Below are 22,097 nucleotides of genomic sequence, written 5' to 3'. Positions count from 1 at the left end.
GGGGAGGAGGGCAGCTCCGGATACTTGATAAACCTAGGCTCGTGGTCGCCGAGTTGGGGCTGCTCTCAAGACGGAATACGCTTTGCGGCCGCATAAGCCGATTCCACCGGAAAAGGCAAGAGTCATGAGCGCCAGGCTAGACCAATACACCTTGGGCACTTCGCCGGCAGGAGGCAGAGCCATAAGAATTTCCCACTGCGCGTAGAGCTTCACAGGGCCGCTTACAGGTTGGGAGAAGGAGTAATCGGTTGTACCTGCAAAATCAGTGGTCCAGCGGCTAAACGAATAGCAGTACCCGTCTGTATTACAGGCCTTCTTCGGGTCTTTCGCTGGCTCGACTACCTGCTTACCGGACTGCACTACTTGCGGATTAACTATTGAAGGGTCATCCCAAGTGCACAATTCGCTTGGATTCGTGGCAGTGGGGCAATACATGGTTGCTTTGTATTGCACGCGCACTATGTACTGCCCATGGTAGAGCAAGTTGCTATTGGCATCCGCGTAATCCCAACGGAAAATGAAGCTTTTTACCGAGGGTTTGAGGGTAAACGTTTTGCTGCTGGTATCAAAAACGATTGGATCTGAAGCATGCCCGGTGCTGCAATTAGATGAAGTGCCGCTCGCCCTGTCGCCGGTGAACTCGCACATGTCGCTTACTCTAAAGACTCCGGACGTCGGCAGGTCTGAATCTGCGGTGTGCACGTGGAAAGTGAACGGAATGTTGGTGAGATTAGAGCTTCCGAATTCGATTCGTTTGAACAGTTGGTTGATGGTGATTTGGGGGTTTGCAGGCTGAGGATTGCTCTCCTGTGGGGTAAGGTGCTCCTCCGGCTGCTGCCAAGCCACGGCCGATTTCCAGTTCACATTGTGGTCTTTATCTGGTAGATCGTTGACAGTTTGCGGTGTTGTGATCGGCAGAGGAGTGGCTGGAAGTTGTAAGTCAGTAATCTGATTCCAGCGGAAAGCACCCGCACCGAGCGTTTGAATATGGCCTTCAAGCGGTCTCAAATCGAGATGCTTGAATTGATTCACTGAGAAAGCTGACTCTTCGATTATCTTCAAATTCGGGCTTTGGGAAAAGTCAATATCTTGCATGTTGCTTCCGCCGAAGGCCTTGTAGCTGATGGTCTCCAGATTTTGTGACAAGTGCACGTGGCGGATGGGTGTGTATAAGAAGGCGAAGGCGTACACCAAGGTGACGGTGTCTGGAATGTCAATCTGTTCAATGCTGTTGGGGCTGGGCAACTCTGCATCTCTTGCGTAAGACATAGCACCGTAGTCAACGGTTACAACTTTATATTCGGTTCCGTTGTATACGACTTTGCTGGGAAGTTTGATGCAGGCATTGTTGAAATACAACGCGGGTTTGTTCGCAATTGCCTTAATTGCGGCTGTATTATCACGGGTGTTGTATGTCCAAGTCCAATAATCGGTGTGATCATTGCCGTTGACGGTGTTAGTTACTGTGCAATTTGGGTTGCTGTCAATCGTTGCGCCGAAAGGCACTGCCTCTCCGCGAGGCGCCATTTTGGGTTTGGCAGGGAAGCTGTCCTGACCAAGCTGTGCCGAAGGAGCAGTAAGCGAGCCCGGAGCCGTGGAGCTCTGAGCAATCCCCTTGGCGTGGTCACTTAGTGAAGTGCCCGGGCTGGCTGACGGTTGGCCAGAAGGTGCGGGGAAAGGAGTGGGTGATGCAGACGAATCTGCTGAGGATGTTGGCGAAGAAGCGCCCGCTGGTGCGCTTCCAGTATCTTCCGCGGAGCTGTTCATTTGGCCTAGGCCTAGTGCAATCATGCTGCCGCTGAGCGCCACGAGTACGAATAATGCAACTGCTAGGCGCAGAAAACGGGAGGAGTAGCGACCGTGTGTCGCATCACCCCTCTCGGTACCGCGTTTATCCCCCGAATACATGTTCTCCTAATTTTCCCCCATTCGCGGACGGGTACAACTGTGTCCGTTTGCGAACCTTGTGCGCTACGCCCAACCGAGCACACATGGCTATAGTGTTGCCCATTATACGAAGCTCAAAATGGATAAGCTGTGTAGAACGTGGTGTCGTTCCACTAATTCGACAGTTTCGGCGCTCTATTGTGTGCGAAGTCACATTATGAGCCCTTGTGCAATGCCTATATGGCCTTAGTCACCTTCCTTGCCGCGGCCGGTTGCCGGCCCGACTTGTGCTCACAGCTGTCTATAAGCGTGGCGCGGCAAAAGGAGGTAAGCTTAAAGTTTGCTGGTACAACGAAAGGCGGGATAATTTGGATTGGCACGCTTCTGTATATGGAGCCAGAGCTGGGCGAGAGAGTAACTACGGGTTTGGGCCCGATGATGATGGCTACGATTATGCAGATGATAGCGCGGACGGCAAAGCCTTCGGGCGCTTAGAAGTCGTGTCTGAAGCTGAGTTAAAACGCATAGGGCGCGGCGCTTACTTCCGGGCCTACGAAGTGGTGCAATCCAAGCACATACGTGGTTTTGCCTGCCGAGCTCAGGGGCGCGAGCTCGATTTGAGCGCAACTGTCGAAAACTCTTACCAACTTTCCGACGATTACCAAGTCAGTGCCCATATTGATTTAGACACGGGAAGCGTGACTTCTTCGGGCTGCACCTGCCCCGCTTTCGGGCGCTTAGGGGCGGTCTGCAAACATGTGGTGGCGCTGGTGATGGTTTACAACGAATCGCCGGAGCTCTTTGAACAGACGGGCCAGCCGGTGCAAAGCGGGCGTCAGCAAACCTCACGCGACCTGCAAGACTTCATGATTGAGGCCAGTAAAGAGCAGCAAAAGCAGCGGCGGGCGCGCGAAGTGGCCCTGCTTAAAGAGGTCTCGGGTAGTGCCGAATCGAACGGTGAACTCACCGCAGTCTCGGCAGCTGGCGGCCTGCATTTGGCCATTGGCAGCGTGAATTTGCGGCCCAACCTGTCGTATTCTGGTTCGGGCTGGGACTTACGTTTGCGCATTGCTGTACCTTCACGCCACGTTTCTTATGCGGTCAAAGATATAGACTCCCTCCTGCAAGCGAGCAGCAACGGGCTCTTTTATTCCTACGGTCAAAAGCTGGCTTTCGTGCATTCGCGAGACAGTTTCGACCCGGCTTCGCGCGGTTTGCTTGACATCCTCCAGCGAGGCGTCGAGATTCGTTCCAGCGGGCAAGAGGGGATGATTGGCTATTACCGCCAGCACCGGGGCGCTTTGGGGCAAATGATGCTGTCTGAGGAAGAGGTCAGCGATGTCTTGGATTTGTATACCGACACTGGGCTGAGTGTGGATTATGCGCCGGGCGGCAGGTCGAACACGCAGGCGCACGCGGTTACTGTAGTTAGTGGCGATCCCGACTTAGGGCTACGAGTAGAGCCTGCCTCGGCGGGTGCTGCGGGTGCTGCTGGCAATGGCGGGCGTTCAGCGGCTCAGGGATATGTGATTCGGCATCGGCTCACGGTCGACCGCTTCGTAGTGGGTCACCGCGTCTCCTTCATGGTGGCTTGGCCAGTGGGTACCAACACGTTCTTGGGCAACGGGAATATCACTATTTACCGCTGCTCCAAGGCTCTTTCGGACAATCGCAAGCTCATTCAAGTCTTGTGCAGCCCGTCGAGTAGTGAGCATAAGGAAGATGAGGGCCTGTATTTAGGGGCCGACGATGTGGAGACATTCTCCCACACCGTATTGCCGGCTCTGAACCCGCAAGTTGCTTCGCCTGATGATAACGATGATGAGGGTGATGACGAGGGCAACGAGAAGAGCGAAATTGGGGTTGTGCCAGCTGAGCGCAGCACTCAGAACGGTTTGCGCGCTCTACTGCCCCCGGAGTTGCTCACCATGCGCCGCCTGCCATGCGTGATTGAGGTCTACTTGGACCGAGATAGCGAAGGTGTTTCCTGCGATTTGCAAGCGCGCTACGGCGACCAGCGCTTCCACGTGTTTAGCGGAATCGGTGCCCACGAACCGGTGGTGCGAGACAAGTCTACTGAGCGCTTGGCAGTTGAGGCTGCTCGGCATTACTTCCCGGAGCCGCAGGGGATTGTGACCCGCATTGCCGAGTCCGACGATAAGGCGATTTATAAACTGCTTACCGAGGGCCTGCCGATTCTGCGGCGCTTGGGTGAAGTGTATTCCACGCCGGCCTTCGACGGTCTCACCACGGGCTCGCATACTATGGTTCGCTTGGGGCTCTCTATTAAGTCTGGGCTGGTTGAGATTTCTGCTCTGGCCGATGAAATTGACCCCGAAGAAGTGCCTGCCCTGCTGGAAAGTTACCGCAAAAAGCAGCGTTTCCATCGTTTACGCGGCGGCGCTTTTGTGGACTTGGCCCACGCGGATATGTCTGCGCTCGAAGAGGCCGAAGCTGACATGGGCATCAAAGCCGAGGAGCTGGAATCCGGGCCCATTACAGTTCCCGCTTACGAGGCCTACTATTGGGATGCTCAAGTTGAAGAGGACCATAAAGATGAGGCTTTCCGCGGATATATCAACAATCTTAAGAGTGTTGATCCAAGCAGTTACCAGCTGCCCGCTGAGCTCCAGGGAGTGCTGCGACCCTACCAGGAGGAGGGCTTCCGCTGGCTGAGTGCGGCCTGCGACAAGGGCTTCGGTGGTATTTTAGCCGACGAAATGGGCCTGGGTAAGACGGTGCAGCTGCTCTCCTTCCTCGATTCCAAACGGGAGGAAGCGCGCAAGATTGGGCCTAGCTTAATTGTGTGCCCCGCCTCGCTGGTCTACAACTGGGCTGCCGAATGCAATAAGTTTGTGCCCGAGCTCTCCGTAGCGACTGTGGCCGGTAGTAAAGATGAGCGCAGGCAGGTATTGAGCCAGGCTGGGCGCTACGATGTGCTGGTCACTTCTTACGATTTGCTGCGCCGAGATATCGAGGATTACAAGGGATTGGCTCTGTATTGCGTGACCTTGGACGAGGCGCAATATATAAAGAATCACTCTACCAAGGCTGCCCAAGCGGTGCGTAAGCTCGACGCTCGCCACCGCTTTGCCTTGACTGGCACGCCTATCGAGAATCGCCTTTCTGAGCTCTGGTCTATTTTCGACTTCCTCATGCCCGGCATTTTGCGCTCATATAGGCATTTCCGCGACCGCTTTGAGCTGCCAATTTTGAGCGGGGATGAAGACGCGCAAGCCAGACTTCAGGCTTTTGTGGGGCCCTTCATTCTGCGCAGGCGTAAGGCAGACGTGTTGAAGGATTTGCCCGACAAGATTGAGAACGTGATTACTGTGCAGCTGGAGGGTGAGCAGCGGCGGATTTACGCGGCTTTGGAGCAGCGACTTAGGCTCACGCTCAACAAGCAGCGCGACGTGGAGTTTAAGAACGACAAGCTGCAAGTTTTGGCACAGCTGACACGTTTGCGCCAAGCCTGCTGCGATCCGCGCCTGCTCTTTAGCAATGTGGGTGAAGGCGTGCCTGAGGCAGCGGCGGAGATTGCACGCGTTGCAAACGGGCCGCAGTCCTTCGGCAAGCCGGCAGAAATCGCAAGTATAGCTGAGCAGGAATTGGCTGAGCAGGCGGGTAAGGCTGCGCTTGAGTCGAAAAAGGTGTCTTCTGCCAAGCTGGATGCGATTGAGGAATTGGTAGAATCTTGCCAAGATGCCGGCCGGAAGATGCTCATTTTCTCGCAGTTTACCTCATATTTGGACTTGATTGCCGAGCGTTTGCGTCAAAAGGGCGTGGAGTACAACGTTATAACTGGTGCGACGCCTAAGAAGAAGCGACTGGAGTTGGTCGACAGCTTTAATACGGACGACACCCCCGTCTTCCTCATTTCGCTCAAGGCCGGCAATACGGGTCTGAATTTGACCGGCGCCTGCGTAGTGGTTCACGCCGATCCTTGGTGGAACGCCGCGGCCCAAGAGCAGGCCAACGACCGTGCCCACCGCATCGGCCAGACCCAAGATGTCAACGTCTATCAAATCGTGGCCAAGGACACTATCGAGGAGCGCATCCTCAACCTCCAACACACCAAGTCCGACCTAGCCGCCCGCTTCGTAGACTCCGCCTCGTCCACAGCTCCCACCATCTCCACCCTAACCAAAAACGACCTCCTCTCCCTCCTCGGGTGAGGAGTGGGTGGTGCGGGCAGACAGTATCTCAATGCTGCCTAATCAATACCTGGTTCGGTCTGTGTCGTATCCAAGTCAGCTCGCTCAACCAACCGGGCGAGCTGCACTCGGCTCATGCACAGCTTGTCACAAGTTGAAGAGAGATGGGCCTTCACTGTGCGCTCGCTAACATACATGCGCTCAGCAATTTCTTGGTTGGTGTATCCTTCTGCTGCGAGGAGAGTGGCTTGGCGCTCGCGGTCGGTCAAGCTGTAGAGGAGCGTGCGCGCTTCGTTGCGTCGTGTCATAGGTTGGCTAGCAGTGAGCCTAGTAATCAGTTGCCGTTGGCTCACTAAATTAAACTGTGGATCACCAGAGTATGCGCCTATAATGCGATCTACGATTTCTTCCGGAGGATCAGTCTTGGAAATAAAACCTTCCGCGCCCGCCTCTACTGCATGCTCCACTGTGGTAGAAGGGCTGAGCGATGTGAGCACGAGCACATGCGGAGGGTTGGGCAAAGAGCGGAGCTTTGCGGTAGCTTCGATGCCTGAGATGCCGGGCATAGCTAAATCCATGAGAACGATATCTGGATGCTCTTTCTGAGCGTGTTTTAAAGCGTCAGCCGCATTTTGTGCCGTTGATATAACCGTTACTCGCCCGGATGAGGAAGTGTTGATAATTAGGGCCATTGCTTGGCAAATCATCGGGTCATCGTCTACGATACTGACGCGAATGGGTGCTGGAATAGGCTGCTCTTGCCCACAGTTTTCCTCGGATGATGCGCTTATGCCCCTTGTGTGCTCCATACTTACCATCGTAACTGTAAGGCGGTCCAGCGGTTGGTCCGTAGAATATAACTAAGAATTGTAAGGCTGCTGGGACGAACTGACCAACACAAAAGGAAGGGTCACGTCGAGGTTGAAAAGATCGTGATTATCGACTCCAAAAGCACAGTGTCCGCCGAATGAAGCTGTACGTGCCGTCAGGCCTTTTAACCCGTTGCCTCCTAATCGTTTGTTTGCTTGATTATTTTGTGCGGGAGTTGCTCCGATAAAACTATTGTTGGGCATTGCTGGCAAGGTGTTCTGACCTGCATCTTCGCTTGTACTCAAATGAATTGGAGTAGTTGCTTGATCTATAGCCTGTGTAGGTGGCATGGGATTGCTGAGATGTACGTGTATGCCCGCGTCTGGTCGCGCAGTCACTTCTAAAGAGATGGGTTGGCCGGGTGCGTGTCTGCGGGCGTTGGTGAGTCCTTCTTGAATGACGCGGTAAGCAACCTTGCCGATTGGAGGATCCAACTGACTGAGATTTTCTACATCTATCCAAGTGTCGAGTTTCATGCCGGAGCCCCGTGATTGACGAATGATGTCTTCTAAAGCTGGCCGAGTAAGTGCCGTTTGCGGGTCCGGCTGCATCTCTTTCATTACTTCATCAGGGTGCCGGAGCATATCGATAACGGAGTGGGTTTCGTCGAGTGCTCCTGCTGCCTGTTTACGAATATCTTCTGCTCTCAGGGCGATGTCGTGGGCGGCTTGGGCGTATGTTTGTGAGTTTAATTGAGTGAGGTTATCAGGGTGGTTTTGTAATTTGTCTGCTTCAACTTTCAGGGCTGACGCGTTGAGACCTATCAGAGAAAGGCTATGTGCAAGGGTGTCGTGGGCTTCAACCGCTATCGCATCTGCTACTTGCTGGTTGCTTAAGTTGGCTTGCAATTGTTGCGTGCGTTCTTTCTGGACGCTGGCCTGTTCGGTGGCCTGTACAGTAGTGGCGCGTAAACGGATATAAATACCGCAGGCTACTGCAATTCCTAAGCCGAGAAATCCGATAATTAATGCGTATAGCGTCCAGTTTATTTGGTGTATATCTGGCACAAATCCGCGCAAAAACGAAAAGTTCGCGGGTAGCTTTACGTCTCTCACCAAAGCAAACTCGCAGGCAAACGCTGCAAGCATTGAACTGGGTACTAACTTATCTAATCGTTTGCGTCGAGCAATAAGTGAAGTGAGACACATAAGACAAAGCAGCATGTCAAATGGTAAGAAAATCGTAGAAAAGCTTGCCAGAAGAGAGCTGATATAAGGGTGGTCGTCGCGTTTGCGCAAGATTAAAAATGGAAGGACCAAAGCGGCTATAGTTCCTAAAAGTGCCCACAAGTACGCGCCATCGTTGTGTTGCGCTGATGCAGTATTACCAATTGCAGCAACCTCTACCATCGCAAAAACAGATGACAGAATTATCGTCAGCCAAGTGGACCAACGGCGTGTGCGCACGGGCACTGCATCTTCTGGATCGCTAGTGACCCATCTCGCAAGTTCTCCCTGCATACTCTTCACGCGGTCGTCTTCCTTCTGCACAGCTGTAGGCACCCGTTTCAGCATTGGTTTTCAAGGCTGATTGTGCTCTGCGTTTTTCTGACATCTTCCAGAATAGAGCAGATATTGAACTGACGGCAGTGTTCCAGAGGGAGAGTTTACCATGCAGCTTTTGCCCTTTTGGGCAGGAAAGTCCTCCCTTTCGGACACTAGTGCTGCTTTCTTCCACAGCATAGGCTGAACATGCTGTGGAAGGCAGTGTGCTTCTGGGGTGCTGGTGGGGCATTGGAAACATGTCTACGAGCTTGTGTGGAGAGTAAGTAAGAGCAGTAAGGAGCTACGATGAGTAATTTTGGTCCGGGCAATGGTGGGGCAGATGCGCGAACGGATTCGGCCCGAAACATGGGGGACGATGGCTTTGGGGGTGATTTTGATTTCACTAACGGTGTGCCCAGCGCGCCCAACATGCCAAACGGGCCGCGAGATCCATATATGGGTGGCGGCTCTGGCGGGAATTTCAACGGTTCCGGTCACGGTTCTCCTATGAATCAGCGCAGTATGAGCGCTATGGCAGTGAGTGCCTTGGTCTTGGGAATTATCGGCCTCGTCCTCTCCTTCATTCCAATTATTAATAACCTTGCGTTTATATTGGCCATTCTGGGGCTCATTTTTGGTATTGTGGGCTGGCGTGCTTCCGGCAAAAAAGGGCATAAAAAGGGTAAAGGGCTTGCTATTGCAGGTGTTGTGCTGTCTGTTTTAGCAATGCTTATAACTTTGGGTATGCAGTCTTCATTCTCCAAAGCTCTCGATTCTGTTGATAAAGATACTGCGACATCTAGCTCGCGCAAGGCTGGCAGCTCAGACACTTCTAGCGAGGTAGGCAAAAACGCGCAAGCGGAAAAGTCCGGCGATAAGAGCAAATCGAAGAGCAAGGGCCAAGGCACTATCGTTATCAAAGCAACTATCAGTCAGGGCTCGGGGAGTGTGACCTATGGTCCGACTGGTTCGTCTAGCCAAGATAAATTTTCCGGAACTTGGGAGAAGGAGTTTTCTGGCGATGCGGCTAAAAAGATGGTCTCAGCGATTGTAATGGGCGATTTTTCCATGGATAGCAGCGAAAATGCCGACCGTAAGGTCACTTGTGAGGTATTGGTCGACGGCGAGCAAAAAGACTACAATGAAGCCACTGGTTCCAACGCTTCCGTCTCCTGCTCATCTCCAATGGTCTTCTAGAACCTCTTTGGTTCGTACTTCAGATAATATTGCAACTGTCGCCTATCATAGGCGAGGGTTGAAACAGTGTTCATTTTTGTCTAGTTAATGGTTGCCTGTCGCTATAATTTGCGGCAGGCAACTTTTTTTGCTTACAAAAATAAACACTGAAAGTTGACAAATATGTTTCCATTCGTATAAAGTCAAATTACACAGCGTAGTTTCTCTGAAGGAATGAATTTTATGGTTAAGCGGGAACTATATTTGGCGCGCAGTAGCGTACACGGTTACGAGACGTGTGTAGAGCATTTGGCTATGACCGGCTGTTTGGCCGGGGCCTTCGCTGATCAATTTGGAGAATTGAGAGAAGGCTTGACTACTGGACTACTGCATGATGTGGGAAAGTATTCTGACGATTTTCAGACTATGATTCGGGAGGCTAATGATGGCCAATAAAGTGAATCACTCTTCATGCGGCATGAAGAAGGCGTTTGATCTGGGCCTTATGGATGCGGAATTTGCTATCGCCGGGCATCATGCTGGATTGCCAGATGGCGGTAGCGATATTGATGCTCCGGGAACGGGTACTTTGGCCGGTAGGCTCAAGGCTGAGTTCCCAGATGCCTCTCACTGGCAAGATGAAATCCAGCTGCCTGCATGCAATCCAACTCAGCCTAAATCTACGTATTTCTCGATGATGATGCGTACCCGTATGCACGAGTCGGCCCTAGTGGATGCTGACCGGTTAGATGCAGAGTTCTTCGTCAACGGTCAGGTTGAACGAGACGAATCCGAGCTGTTGTCGGAGCTTAAAGAAGAGCTTGGTCCAGACGAACTCCAAAATTCTCACCTGCTGCCAGCGGAAAAGTTAGAAAAGTGCAGCAAGCAGGTATCTCAGAAGATTGCTAAACGAAATGCGCGTAGTATCGGCAACCTTGCAGCGATTATGGAAAACAGAGCCGAGCAATTTCTTTCAAGATCAGCAACCACCTCTCTCAATGAAAAGCGCAACTCTATTTTGCGCGACTGCTTGGAGCGTGGCGCGGATTCTTCTTGGAAGCCTGGTCTCTATACTCTGACGGCACCTACCGGAAGCGGCAAAACTGATTCTTCTCTGACTTTTGCTCTTGAACACGCTAAAACACACGGGCTTTCGCGAGTCATTTATGTGGTGCCTTACACCTCAATTATTGACCAGACGGTAAAAGACTTCGTGAAACTGCTAGGGAAAGATAATGTTCTTCCTCATTACGCAGATGCTTCATTCCAGCTCAAAGAGAAGGACGAGCTGAGCAAAGTGGACCTGCACAGAAGTTTTGCTGCCGAAAATTGGAACATGCCAGTCATCGTGACTACGGCCGTGCAGTTCTTTGAAAGTCTTTTTGCTAGCAATGCTTCTAAACTGCGCAAGTTGCATAATATCGCAAATTCTGTAGTAGTCTTTGACGAAGCTCAGACCTTGCCAATTCCGTATTTGAAGCCTTGCATTTGGGCTATTTCCGACTTGGTGCAAAGCTATGGTGTAAGTGCAGTCCTTTGTACAGCCACTCAGCCTGCCTTAGAAGAAATGTTCCGAGAAGCGATGCGTCAGCCGGCTTTACACATTCCTGAGATTGCTCCTCTCAGTCAAGAGGAAAGAGACCAATTCAAGCGTAACCGTATCGAGCTCATTGGTCATAAAACCCTTGATGAGATGTCTCAACTGCTGAGCAACGATGAGCAAGTGCTTTGCGTGGTGAATACGCGCGAAGAAGCTCAGATGGTATACCAGCAGTTGCAAGATAGATGTGGACCGGACGGCAACTATTGTTTAACTACCCTGCAATGCCCTTATGACCGCGACGCATTGTTGGAAGAGATACGGGGCAGACTTGCAGCTGGGAAGTCGTGCAGAGTGGTTTCGACGTCTTTGATTGAAGCTGGCGTGGATGTTGATTTTCCAACGGCTTATCGCGAGGAAACGGGTTTGGACTCTATTCTCCAAGCTGCCGGCCGATGCAACAGAGAGGGTCTAAGAGATACTGACGAAAGCATAGTTGGAGTATTCTCAACAGACGAAGGCAAGGTAGCTTTTACCCGGCAGAATGTGGACGCTTTTCGCTCTACCAGTGAGAAGTTTGACGACATAGCTTCTGGCGCAGCTGTCCATGACTACTTCACTAGGCTGTTTAACCTTAAAGGGGAACATGCGCTCGATCAGAAGCGTATCCTTCCTATGCATGAGCGCGGGTATGAAGGTTGCCAGATGCCCTTCAAAGTTATTGAAAAAAACTTTAAACTGATTGATACGCCAACTGTTCCCGTCTATGTGCCAATTAATGATGACGCTCGTGATTTATGTCAACGGTTGATGAACCCCGAGCAACATAGCCGTTCTTTGTTCAGGCGATTGGGTAGGTATTCGGTCAGTGTGTGGCCAAAGCATCTTGATGTACTGCGTCGGTTAGGGAAAGTTGAACCAATCGACGATGAAGAAACAGCTTACATACTCACTGATGTAGGGGTTTACAATTCCAAACTTGGCTTGCAAGTTAAGGAAGGGCAAGTGCCACAACTAGGAGATTTTCAGTAGGCAAATAAATGACGACGAATAACACAAGAAAGGAGTGCCCATGCCAGTAAAACTTGAAGTTTGGGGCGATTATGCGCTGTTCACGCGCCCTGAAATGAAAGCTGAACGAGTGTCGTACGATGTAATGACGCCCTCTGCTGCCAGAGGTATTTTAGAAGCCATTTTTTGGCATCCGGGGATGCGTTGGTGCATCGATAGTATTACGGTCATGAACCCAATACGCTTTACGAACGTGCGCCGCAATGAGGTAAAAAGCGTTATTTCAGGCCGCAATATCCGCGACATGATGGAAAACCCTGCGAAGGACAGTGCTATCTATACTTCGCAAGACATCCAACAAAGAGCATCGATGGTTCTGCGCGATGTGCGCTACGTTATTGAAGCACACTTTGAGATGACCAAGAATCAGTCTCCCGAAGATAATCCAGCTAAGTTCCTCAGTATGTTCAATCGCCGTGCTGAAAAAGGGCAGTACTATCATCACCCGTATTTTGGCACGAGAGAATTCCCTGTGAATTTCCAACTTTGGTCCGGTGAAGTCTCACCCATCGGCTTTGAAGAGGGAGAACGCGACTTGGGCTACATGCTGTACGATATGGATTTCTCTGACGCGACAAACATCAAGCCGCTCTTCTTCCGGGCCAAGCTGAATAGCGGCGTTTTAGATACTACTGCTCCCGAGGTGTTCGCATGATTGAGGCACTTATTCGATTGTACGAACAGCTCGTGAAGCAAGGCAAAGCTCCTAAGTACGGATACGGCCAAGAGAATGTTCCTTTTGGTTTGGATATAGATGCTCAAGGAAGGGTGAGCGACGTTCACCAATTCGGAGAGACAACTAAGAATGGTAAATATCGGTACATGTTGGAAGTGCCGGCGCACGCTATTCGAACTGCTGGTGTCAAAGCTAATTTCTTGTGTGATAACTCCGCCTATATGTTTGCTGTTGACACCGATGGTGCATCGGCAAAAGCGCGGAAACGTTTTGATGCTGCTGCACAATTGCATGAGGAAATTCTCAAGACGAGTGATGATTTAGACGCGCGGGCAGTTGCCAACTTTTTTGCTGCGGAACCGCAAGGTAGCCAAATTGAACAGCTGATAACTGAAAAGTTTGGCGATACGGCTTGGAAGAACGCGTTGAGTGCAAATTTCGTTTTGTGCATTGACGGTAAGCCCCTCAGCACCAGTTCGGTTTTACAAGAGTTGTGGGACACATACTTCTCCGGTAACGATTCGATTGATGCTTCCGGCGGTAAGAAAGCCCCAGACACGATGCAGAGCATAGTCTCAGGGCGTCAGGTGTTGCCGGCTGCGACTCATCCGAATATACGTGGTGTTCAGGGAGCTCAATCGAGTGGTGCTGCGCTCATTTCTTTCAATGCCCCTGCCTATCTGTCCTATGGCAAAGAGCAGGATTTGAATGCGCCGATGAGTAAGTACGAGGCTTTTGCATACACCACTGCCTTGAACACGCTGTTGAAAGACGAACAGTACCGAAGAGTCATCAATAAAGGTTCATTGACGATTCTGTGCTGGAGCGAATCTGCCGAACCTGAGTATCCGCGCGTGATGTTTACTGCTTCTACGATGAGTAGTGATGCAGATGTGTCGCAGGAAAAGGTAATTTCGATTGTCAAAGCTCTATCTCAAGGGCATCCGGTTGATTACGAAGATGCCAAGCTGAAACCAACAGAACCCTTCTACGTACTAGGGTTAGCTCCCAACGCAGCACGACTGTCGGTATCTTTCTTCTATAAGGACACATTCGGTCACTTGCTAAGTAATGTTAACCAGCATTATGAAGATACAGCGATTGAGCGACCTGGTTTCGACAAGCACGAAGTTGTATCGGTCAGGAGTCTTTTGCAACAGACGGTAGTGCAGCGCCCAGGCAAATATGTGGAGGCGTTAGACAAAGTTGCTGCCGATCTTATGCAATCCATTCTAGCCGGTAAGCGCTATTCCGCGTCTTTGCTAGACAAAGTCGAAATACGTATTCGGGCCGAGCATGAGATTAATCGTGCGAAGGCAGCGATTATTAAGGCCTTTTACTTACGAAGTCCCAATTCAGGATGCCCCAAGGAGGTATTGCAAATGACAATAAATAAAGACAGTACAAACATCCCATATTCAATGGGAAGGCTGTTTGCCGTGTACGAAGGATTACAGTCAGCAGCGAATCCTGGTATCAACACAACCATTCGTGATAGGTATTTTACCAATGCTTGTAGGATGCCAGCAGTAGTCTTCCCTCTACTGGTTGACTTAGGTACCAAGCATTTGGGCAAGCTGAAAACTAAGCCTGGTTTGGCTACTTACTACAACCAACAGATTGCTGATTTGATGAGCAGAATTGGCGAACAGTTCCCATCAAGGCTGACACTTGCTGAGCAGGGCTCATTCCAGCTGGGATACTATTTCCAGACCCAAGAACGTTATAAGAAGACCAACAAAGACAATGCTGCAACTGACCAAATGGTGGCTGCAGAAGAAGGAGCAAACAATGAGTGAAGAGACCCGTACCCCAATCAGTAACCGGTATGATTTTTCTGTTCTGTACGATGTAGAGAATGGCAACCCCAACGGAGATCCAGACTCGGGTAACATGCCCCGGGTTGATCCCGAGACTGGTCTTGGACTGGTGACGGATGTGTGCCTAAAGCGCAAGATTCGTAATTATGTGCAGATGATTAACGACGATAAAGCACCGTGGCGCATTTATATTAAGGAGCAGGTGCCCCTGAACAGGATGGATGCTGAGGCGCTTAAGTCCGTTGGTCTGGGTACTGATTCAGCGGCAATAAAGAAAGCGAAGAAAGATAACGCTCAGCTAGATCAACAAGTCCTGGACTATATGTGCTCGAACTTCTTTGATATCAGAACTTTCGGTGCTGTAATGACTACGTTCGTTAAGGGTGGTCTATCGAGTGGTCAGGTGCGCGGTCCTGTGCAGCTGGGCTTCTCTAAGTCAATTGACCCTATAACTCCGCAAGATGTGACGATTACTAGGGTATCTGCCACAACTGAAGCTGACCAGCAGGAAAAGGGCAGCACGATGGGCAACAAGTCCATCATTCCTTACGGTCTCTATCGGGTGGACGGCTTTGTGAATGCCAAGCTTGCGCAGAAGACGACCGGCTTTAGCGAGGAAGATTTAGCTATGCTCTGGCAGTCTATTCTCAACATGTTTGAGTTCGACCGTTCAGCAGCGCGCGGTAAAATGGCTGTTCGTAAGCTCTATGTGTTCAAACACAGCAACGATCTCGGCGATGCTCCATCATACAAGCTCTTCGACAGCATCCACGTGGCCCATAAGCCAGAGGTAGAAACGCCCAGGAGTTTTACAGACTACGATGTTTCGGTAGATTCTGCTGCGATTCCACAGCCGGTTGAACTAACCGAAATGGTAGATGGCCTACAATAATTTGATTGGGAACAGATGAATATGCTAAGTGAAGACGATTCACTTAGTGTGCGTTCAACAGTAAGGCCAGTCGAATATCCAGAGGATGATTGGCTGGCCTTATCTGGAGTTCAACACTACGAGTTTTGCAAGCGTCAATGGGCTCTCATACACATTGAGCAGCTTTGGACGGACAATGCGCGCACTGTTGCTGGAGATTTAGAACATAAGCGGGCTCATGATTACTCGGCATCAGAAAAGCGTGGAGACACTCTTATTCTTAGAGATTTGCGTGTTTTCTCAAAGATGTTAGGCGTCGTAGGGGATTGCGATATAGTCGAGTTCCAAGCTTCTGAAGATGGCGTGCAATTACACGGGCGCAAGGGGAAGTGGCTACCGTACCCGGTTGAGTATAAGTATGGTACTTCGAAAACTAACAATGCTGATCGTTTGCAGTTGTGCGGTCAAGCTATGTGTTTAGAAGAGATGCTGTCTTGTCATATTGATGAGGGTGCTCTGTTTTATCAAAGAACTAAGCGACGTGAGCGCGTTGAGTTTTCCGAGGAGCTACGTGCACAAGTAGTTAATGCTTTTGCGGATATGCATGAACTATTTCAACGGGGGTATACGCCCACTGTTAAAAATCAGCGAGGGTGTAGCAACTGTTCGCTGAAAGATTTGTGCTTGCCGGAATTAATGAAAGCCAAAACTCAATCTGCTCGGGCGTATATCGACAGTATTGTTGCCGGTGCGTTAGAGGAGGATCTGAGATGAGACAAATGCTTAACACGCTTTTTGTTACGACGGAAAGCGCGTATCTATCGCTTGAGAATGAAAATGTGGTCGTCAGCGACGGAGATAAGGCGGTAGCGAAAGTGCCGTTGCGGTCAATTGAATCTATATTGTGCTTCTCGTACAAGGGTGCTTCACCAGCTTTACTCGGTAAGTGCTGCGAATTTGGAGTTTCGGTATCGTTCTATTCGCCACGCGGCAGATACCTGTGCTCTATTCTCGGTGAGAGCAACAGAAATGTGCTACTCAGGCGGAAGCAGTTTGTACTAGCTGACGATGCATCTGCATGTAGCTCGATAGCTGCTTCTTTCGTAATTGGGAAAATCTACAACTCAAGATGGGTTCTCGAAAGAGCTACAAGAGACCATGCTTTGCAAGTAAATGTTGAACGGTTGAAAAGGCAAAGTTCCATACTGGCGAGCGCGCTGAAGGAAATAAAGAATTGTGATAATGCTGAGAGCGTTCGGGGGATTGAAGGGCAAGCCGCCAAAACGTATTTTTACGCGTTTGACGATTTGATACTCAACAATAAAGACGATTTTTACTTCGAGCGTCGTACCAGAAGGCCACCGCAGGATAGGATGAATGCGCTGCTCTCGTTTGTATATGTATTACTTTCTGGCGATTGCAAAGCAGCTTTGCAAGGCGTGGGGCTTGATCCGTATGTTGGTTTTCTGCACGCAGACAGGCCGGGCCGTGCGTCCTTATCATTGGATTTAGTGGAGGAGCTGCGGCCTGCGCTTGCTGATAGATTCGCAATAAGTTTGGTCAATACGAAAGCCATATCTCCTAATCAGTTTGAAGTGCGAGAAAACGGTGGTGTCTATCTTAACGATGCCGGAAGGAAAGTGGTATTAGCAGCTTGGCAAAAACGCAGAAATGAGCAAATTACTCACCCGTTTTTGCGTGAAAAAATACCTTGGGGCATGGTGCCGTATGTGCAAGCGCTTTTGTTAGCCAGATATATCCGTGGCGATATTGATGCCTACCCGCCGTTCTTCTGGAAGTAGACCTGACATAGGAATTTATAGCTAGGGGTAAACGCTCATGATGATGGTTGTCGTAGCCTACGATGTGAATACTGAGGAGCCTGCCGGTCGGAGGCGGCTCAGATTGGTTGCTAAAGCTTGTATGAAGTTTGGGCAACGAGTTCAAAATAGTATTTTCGAATGCCTAATTTCCACTTCCGATTTGTTAATACTTCGTCAGCAGCTACTAGATATTATCGATGATTCAAAAGATAGCTTGCGATTTTACAATATGGGAGCAAAATATTCGGGAAAGATAGAACAATACGGGGTGGAACGACATTTACCGGCCGACAGTGTTATGATTATCTGATTTAAGTGTTCTGGCTTGTTATGGGATCTAGGCGCTTTCATTGTTGAGTATTAGATTAGTAATCAGGTTCACTGAAGAATACGCCAATACGTATCTCATATAATTGTGTGATGTCATAAGTGCGAGCGTTAAGCTGTCACGAAACACGCGATACTTTCGCACCAGTTTTTTGAATGAAATGTCCTGATTTAGCCCATGGCAACGCGGCATCACAATCTTGTAAACTAAAGCACATGAAAGTTTGAAAATTAAATAGTGTTTATTGAGCACTGAGATTATATGTAGAAAAGCCCGAAACTGAGCCATTCTCTGCTTCAGAAGCATAATCTCAACAGTGCATTATACTAAGTATTTACAAAAGTGGTAGTCAGATACCATTTTTGCGGTCACCTCCCTCGCGGAGGTGTGGATTGAAATACGTTTTTCGCTATCTCACGCACAGTTGCTACGCGTCACCTCCCTCGCGGAGGTGTGGATTGAAATTCCGTTAACTGCAAGTCTTACACTTGCATCAGGTTGTCACCTCCCTCGCGGAGGTGTGGATTGAAATTACGGGGATTGTGGGATAGCGGTCCATAAGGTTGTCACCTCCCTCGCGGAGGTGTGGATTGAAATCCGGTGATGACAGGCTTCAAGTCTGCCGTCTCCAAGTCACCTCCCTCGCGGAGGTGTGGACTGAAATGTTTCAGCATCTCCGATGGTACACGCCAGACAGCGTCACCTCCCTCGCGGAGGTGTGGATTGAAATAGCGGCTTCGCCAGCTTGCCCGCCATTACCTGCGTCACCTCCCTCGCGGAGGTGTGGATTGAAATTTGGTGTCTTTGACGTATGCCATTTTGGGGGCCTGTCACCTCCCTCGCGGAGGTGTGGATTGAAATCAATCATCGAGGTTACTCACGATGTCGGTGTCGGTCACCTCCCTCGCGGAGGTGTGGATTGAAATTCCTTGAGCCAGCCGGCCACACTAGAGATACCTTGTCACCTCCCTCGCGGAGGTGTGGATTGAAATTGGCGCAAGGCCCCCCTGTGGCAACGCATCACCGGTCACCTCCCTCGCGGAGGTGTGGATTGAAATAATGACAAAAATCGTCACCGATTTATGGGAACTCGTCACCTCCCTCGCGGAGGTGTGGATTGAAATCATTTTTTCGGCCTGATATAGTCCAGCTCCTAATGTCACCTCCCTCGCGGAGGTGTGGATTGAAATTATCTTCGTACCAGAGGCAGATAAACCAATTACCGTCACCTCCCTCGCGGAGGTGTGGATTGAATTGAACACAGGTGTCCGGGAATGTGGGGATACCCGTGTGCTAGACTCTGTAACGAGCAAACTGCTTCGCGGATGTAGCTCAATGGTAGAGCCTTAGTCTTCCAAACTAATTACGCGGGTTCGATTCCCGTCATCCGCTCCATTTCTGTATAGATGCAGCTTTCAAGCTTGATATGCTGGTATTGGGATAGTGTTTACAGTAAGTCAATATGGTTGAATGGCTTATCAATCCTGTGTCTGACTTGGTTTTGTTATAAGCAACAGAGGAGTATCTAGCATGCTCAAACCGGGGAACACGCTACCAGCTTAAATGAAAATAAGTCTAAAATAAAGATTCAAAAGTAAACTCTTAAATTAGGTTATTTCTTAAGTATGTTCCCCATTCGGGGGGGTGTTCACCTGTATAACACAGAGCGGTAACTAGCTTCATTGCTTCAGCAATATTATCCATAGCCGCAGTCATGACTATCTTCTAATCCTAACAGAAGTGATAATGCAAAAAGGTTCTGACTAAACCAGATAGCCGGAACCCTAGCCTCCAGTATATCCATTCAAGAACATCATGGAACAACAACAAATGACAGAAGTCCTAGCCTGCGAGAAACATGCAGCCCGGCCTCGCCTTCCGGGCTTCAGTACCAGCAGGCATCTTCATTCTCACTCCGACCTCTTCGTTGTTCTCAATTAGGGGATGCGTCAATGAAGAACAATATCTTTGGATGCTGGAACATCACAAAAGCCTTAAACAATTCACCGTGCAATGCTTACGTGCAATTAGACATCTCTCAATGTCGTATATATCCAAAACTAGGTATAACTTTGCTTTTCACGTCCGCAACATATATTTGGGAATAATAGATAGCGTTAGGAGTGCATTATGAGCGAGCAGCATATTAGATTTAGAGATATTAAGCCTTATGAAGCCCCAGATTCACTCGATGACCTCCAGGGACCATATGTCGGTCAGATTCAGCTGCAGCACACAGTCTGGTGGGTACCTGGTGATCGAATTATTGACTTAAAATCTGTCGGCCAGCGGCACATGGCTTATCAGGCGTTGCTGGCTGAGGGGCGTGTCACAGATCAGCTTGCTGGTTTGAATGCTCAAAGGCTAATAGAAGATTGGACAGAACTCCATTTGGATGTTCGTGTACGTGAATTATGGCAATCTCGGTTTCCAGAACTAAGCTATTGTCGCGAGCAGCCGACAACAGTATGAGGAGCTAAGTTACATAGCCCCCCCCCTCACCGCACGGGTAAAGGATAGGGTAGGTCCACTGGTCAGGCAGAGACGAAGATGGTTGCATTCCACGCAGGTGTGGGGAACATTCACTTGTGTAGTTTTGTGCTTCTTGATTTTAGGATAGTTGTTTTCGGTGAATAATGATAGTTTGCTTCCTTGCCTAAACCTCGCTCCCCCCCCCCCGAACCCCACACCGAACCTCCTTATACGTGTATCAGTCGTAACGGTAATGGGGATACTCAGTCACGGGGCGGCGCGGAGACGTAGAGTCTAAGCTGGCTTAATTTGGAAGACTGCTTAGGAGGTCCCAAGATTTCTGCTTCACCAAACTCCGGTTCCAACTCGTCCTCGTCAATCACCGCAACCCACTCCACCGGCTCATCGCTGCGCCCTTGGCTCATTTTTGCGGGCTGCTGCCTTCTCTCGTTCGTTGGCTATGGCCTCATAGTCAACACTCCAGGCCTCTATTATGCCGTTTTGTCTAAAGAATTAGAAGTCTCGCGCACGCAGATTGCGCTCACTTCGACCATTATGAATCTCGCCGGCGCTGCGACCATGCTCTTCGCTGGTAAGCTCATGAAACGCGTAGATTCCCGCCTCTTGCTGAGCATTTGCATTCTGGCTTGCGCTCTGATTTTCTTCGGCCAGTCCTTCTTTACTCAGCTCTGGCAGTTCTATATTTCCTTTGCTCTCATCGGTATCGCCTACGTTATTCCTATTACACTGGCTCCTTCCGTGCTCCTCTCAAACTGGTTTGAGAAGCAGCTGGGCTTGGTTATGGGCATTGCGCTGGGCCTGAGCGGCTTGGGCGGCATGGTCTTCAACCCCGTCGTCTCCACATGGATTACGGATCTGGGTTGGCGTCCGGCTTACCGACTTACGGCGCTGTTGCTGGCGGTCTGCATTCTTCCCTTCTCCATTTTTGTGCTGCGTTTCATGCCAAGAGCCGCTAAGGGCGAGCACATGTACGGTAGTGCGTTTGCGAGTGAACAAACCGGCGATGTGAGCGCTTCGAACGATTCTAAGTCTCAAGACGCCAACTCCATCACCGGCATCGAAGCGAAGAAAGCCTACCGCACTCCCACCTTCCTACTGCTGATTGCTTGCTACGTGCTTTTGCAGTGGGCGACGGGCATGGTTCAGCATGTCTCGGGCTATGAGCAGTCTCGCGGTTTGACCTTGCAGGAGGGTGCTTTCGTGGTCTCGGGCATCATGCTGGGTGCTGCAATCGGCAAGGCAAGCATTGGCATTTTCCTTGATCGCGTAAAAACCGAGCTGGTATTGGTGCTCTACTCAGCAGTAGGCTTGGCCGGTTGGGCACTCATGATGTTCTTCGTGACGCCCACTCCCGCAGCTATTGCCGGCTTCTTGGCTGGTTTGGGTCAGGGCGTGCTGCTCGTGGCGCTGCCTTGGGTGGCCCGTCAGTCCTTCGGTCAGCGCGATTACGCTGAGATTCTCAGTATTCTCACCATGTCCGGCGTGCTTTCGGTTGCTTTGGCCAACACTATCAACGGCACAATCTTCGACATGGCCGGCTCCTACATGCCCTCGTTAATTGCAAACGTAATCTGCTATGTGCTTGCGCTGATTTCAGCGATTGCCGCGTATCGCTTGCGGCCGCTTCATGAGTAAGTCAGCCATATATATGTATTTGGATTGATAATTGGTCGCTCTACCATTCGCTCCTTCCGATTTGTAGGGCGACTTGGAATACACAAGACATAAATCGGGTAAATGAGGAGTTTATAAAATGAGGTATTGAGTTGAACAATAAAACCCAATGGTGTCTCATAACGGTTGAGAGTCCTTATCTGCATTGCTTAGTTTTAGAAACAATACAGATAACTTTCATTCTACTTCTTTTAAGAGATGTGGTAATCCGGGAGACAACCGTTACTATA

At 50.2% G+C, this 22,097-nt stretch carries 14 protein-coding genes, 1 tRNA gene and 1 CRISPR repeat array; of the genes, 12 read left to right on the top strand and 3 right to left on the bottom strand.

Features of this window, described 5'->3' with window-relative positions; translation table 11 throughout:
* Positions 1–33: 33 nt before the first annotated feature.
* Positions 34–1,908, bottom strand: a complete 1,875-nt coding sequence (locus R8377_RS06760; RefSeq protein ID WP_317642737.1) for a leucine-rich repeat protein — start codon at positions 1,906–1,908, stop codon at positions 34–36.
* Positions 1,909–2,255: 347 nt separating this feature from the next.
* On the opposite strand from R8377_RS06760, the gene R8377_RS06755 reads away from it, so the two are divergent.
* A complete protein-coding gene (locus tag R8377_RS06755) occupies positions 2,256–6,062 on the top strand; it encodes a DEAD/DEAH box helicase (RefSeq protein ID WP_317642736.1) in 3,807 nt (1,268 codons plus the stop codon).
* 38 nt (positions 6,063–6,100) lie between these two features.
* Here the strand turns inward: R8377_RS06755 and R8377_RS06750 are convergent, their stop codons facing one another.
* Both R8377_RS06750 and R8377_RS06745 read right to left on the bottom strand, forming a co-directional pair.
* Entirely contained in the window at positions 6,101–6,850 is a 750-nt protein-coding gene (locus R8377_RS06750) for a response regulator transcription factor (protein ID WP_317642735.1), read from the bottom strand.
* Between the two features lie 51 nt (positions 6,851–6,901).
* Positions 6,902–8,380: a sensor histidine kinase gene (locus tag R8377_RS06745; protein ID WP_317642734.1), complete on the bottom strand. Its 1,479-nt coding sequence runs from the start codon at positions 8,378–8,380 to the stop codon at positions 6,902–6,904.
* Between the two features lie 321 nt (positions 8,381–8,701).
* Here R8377_RS06745 and R8377_RS06740 point away from each other — a divergent pair, with 321 nt between their 5' ends.
* From R8377_RS06740 to R8377_RS06690, 11 genes are all read left to right on the top strand, one after another.
* Positions 8,702–9,592 carry a DUF4190 domain-containing protein gene (locus R8377_RS06740; RefSeq protein ID WP_317642733.1) on the top strand — a complete coding sequence of 297 codons (891 nt, stop codon included), beginning with the start codon at positions 8,702–8,704 and terminating at the stop codon, positions 9,590–9,592.
* A 457-nt stretch (positions 9,593–10,049) separates the two neighbouring features.
* A complete protein-coding gene (cas3, locus tag R8377_RS06735; RefSeq protein ID WP_317642732.1) occupies positions 10,050–12,143 on the top strand; it encodes a CRISPR-associated helicase Cas3' in 2,094 nt (697 codons plus the stop codon).
* A 40-nt stretch (positions 12,144–12,183) separates the two neighbouring features.
* Positions 12,184–12,837, top strand: coding sequence for a type I-C CRISPR-associated protein Cas5c (gene cas5c / locus R8377_RS06730; protein WP_317642731.1), 654 nt, complete (start codon positions 12,184–12,186; stop codon positions 12,835–12,837).
* Positions 12,834–14,657: a type I-C CRISPR-associated protein Cas8c/Csd1 gene (gene cas8c, locus R8377_RS06725; RefSeq protein WP_317642730.1), complete on the top strand. Its 1,824-nt coding sequence runs from the start codon at positions 12,834–12,836 to the stop codon at positions 14,655–14,657. Before cas5c ends, cas8c begins: the two co-directional genes overlap by 4 nt.
* A complete protein-coding gene (cas7c, locus tag R8377_RS06720) occupies positions 14,650–15,570 on the top strand; it encodes a type I-C CRISPR-associated protein Cas7/Csd2 (protein WP_317642729.1) in 921 nt (306 codons plus the stop codon). Before cas8c ends, cas7c begins: the two co-directional genes overlap by 8 nt.
* A gap of 15 nt (positions 15,571–15,585) precedes the next feature.
* Positions 15,586–16,323 carry a CRISPR-associated protein Cas4 gene (gene cas4 / locus R8377_RS06715; protein WP_317642728.1) on the top strand — a complete coding sequence of 246 codons (738 nt, stop codon included), beginning with the start codon at positions 15,586–15,588 and terminating at the stop codon, positions 16,321–16,323.
* Complete coding sequence (gene cas1c / locus R8377_RS06710) at positions 16,320–17,351, top strand: type I-C CRISPR-associated endonuclease Cas1c (RefSeq protein ID WP_317642727.1); 1,032 nt, start codon at positions 16,320–16,322, stop codon at positions 17,349–17,351. Before cas4 ends, cas1c begins: the two co-directional genes overlap by 4 nt.
* Positions 17,352–17,388: 37 nt before the next feature.
* The gene (cas2, locus tag R8377_RS06705; RefSeq protein ID WP_317642726.1) at positions 17,389–17,682 is read left to right on the top strand and encodes a CRISPR-associated endonuclease Cas2; all 294 of its coding nucleotides are present in this window, start codon (positions 17,389–17,391) and stop codon (positions 17,680–17,682) included.
* A gap of 385 nt (positions 17,683–18,067) precedes the next feature.
* Positions 18,068–18,956: a CRISPR direct-repeat array (repeat unit 32 nt; unit sequence GTCACCTCCCTCGCGGAGGTGTGGATTGAAAT).
* A 65-nt stretch (positions 18,957–19,021) separates the two neighbouring features.
* Positions 19,022–19,095: transfer RNA gene (locus tag R8377_RS06700), tRNA-Gly, on the top strand.
* 735 nt (positions 19,096–19,830) lie between these two features.
* Positions 19,831–20,172 (top strand): hypothetical protein, encoded by a 342-nt coding sequence (locus R8377_RS06695; protein WP_317642725.1) that lies wholly within the window; start codon positions 19,831–19,833, stop codon positions 20,170–20,172.
* A gap of 309 nt (positions 20,173–20,481) precedes the next feature.
* Complete coding sequence (locus tag R8377_RS06690) at positions 20,482–21,828, top strand: MFS transporter (RefSeq protein WP_317642724.1); 1,347 nt, start codon at positions 20,482–20,484, stop codon at positions 21,826–21,828.
* Positions 21,829–22,097: the final 269 nt, after the last annotated feature.

The organism is Bombiscardovia apis (assembly GCF_033095945.1).
GTDB lineage: Bacteria > Actinomycetota > Actinomycetes > Actinomycetales > Bifidobacteriaceae > Bombiscardovia > Bombiscardovia apis.
Note: the sequence above shows the minus strand (reverse complement) of the source record. Positions and strands in the feature narration are given on the sequence as shown.

Excerpts from the sequence above, each read along its gene's own strand:
- R8377_RS06750 (WP_317642735.1), bottom strand. The coding sequence starts at position 6,850 with ATGGAGCACACAAGGGGCATAAGCGCATCATCCGAGGAAAACTGTGGG.
- cas5c (WP_317642731.1), top strand. The coding sequence starts at position 12,184 with ATGCCAGTAAAACTTGAAGTTTGGGGCGATTATGCGCTGTTCACGCGC.
- cas8c (WP_317642730.1), top strand. The coding sequence starts at position 12,834 with ATGATTGAGGCACTTATTCGATTGTACGAACAGCTCGTGAAGCAAGGC.
- R8377_RS06695 (WP_317642725.1), top strand. The coding sequence starts at position 19,831 with ATGAGCGAGCAGCATATTAGATTTAGAGATATTAAGCCTTATGAAGCC.
- R8377_RS06740 (WP_317642733.1), top strand. The coding sequence starts at position 8,702 with ATGAGTAATTTTGGTCCGGGCAATGGTGGGGCAGATGCGCGAACGGAT.
- cas1c (WP_317642727.1), top strand. The coding sequence starts at position 16,320 with ATGAGACAAATGCTTAACACGCTTTTTGTTACGACGGAAAGCGCGTAT.
- cas7c (WP_317642729.1), top strand. The coding sequence starts at position 14,650 with ATGAGTGAAGAGACCCGTACCCCAATCAGTAACCGGTATGATTTTTCT.
- cas4 (WP_317642728.1), top strand. The coding sequence starts at position 15,586 with ATGAATATGCTAAGTGAAGACGATTCACTTAGTGTGCGTTCAACAGTA.
- cas2 (WP_317642726.1), top strand. The coding sequence starts at position 17,389 with ATGATGATGGTTGTCGTAGCCTACGATGTGAATACTGAGGAGCCTGCC.
- cas3 (WP_317642732.1), top strand. The coding sequence starts at position 10,050 with ATGAAGAAGGCGTTTGATCTGGGCCTTATGGATGCGGAATTTGCTATC.
- R8377_RS06760 (WP_317642737.1), bottom strand. The coding sequence starts at position 1,908 with ATGTATTCGGGGGATAAACGCGGTACCGAGAGGGGTGATGCGACACAC.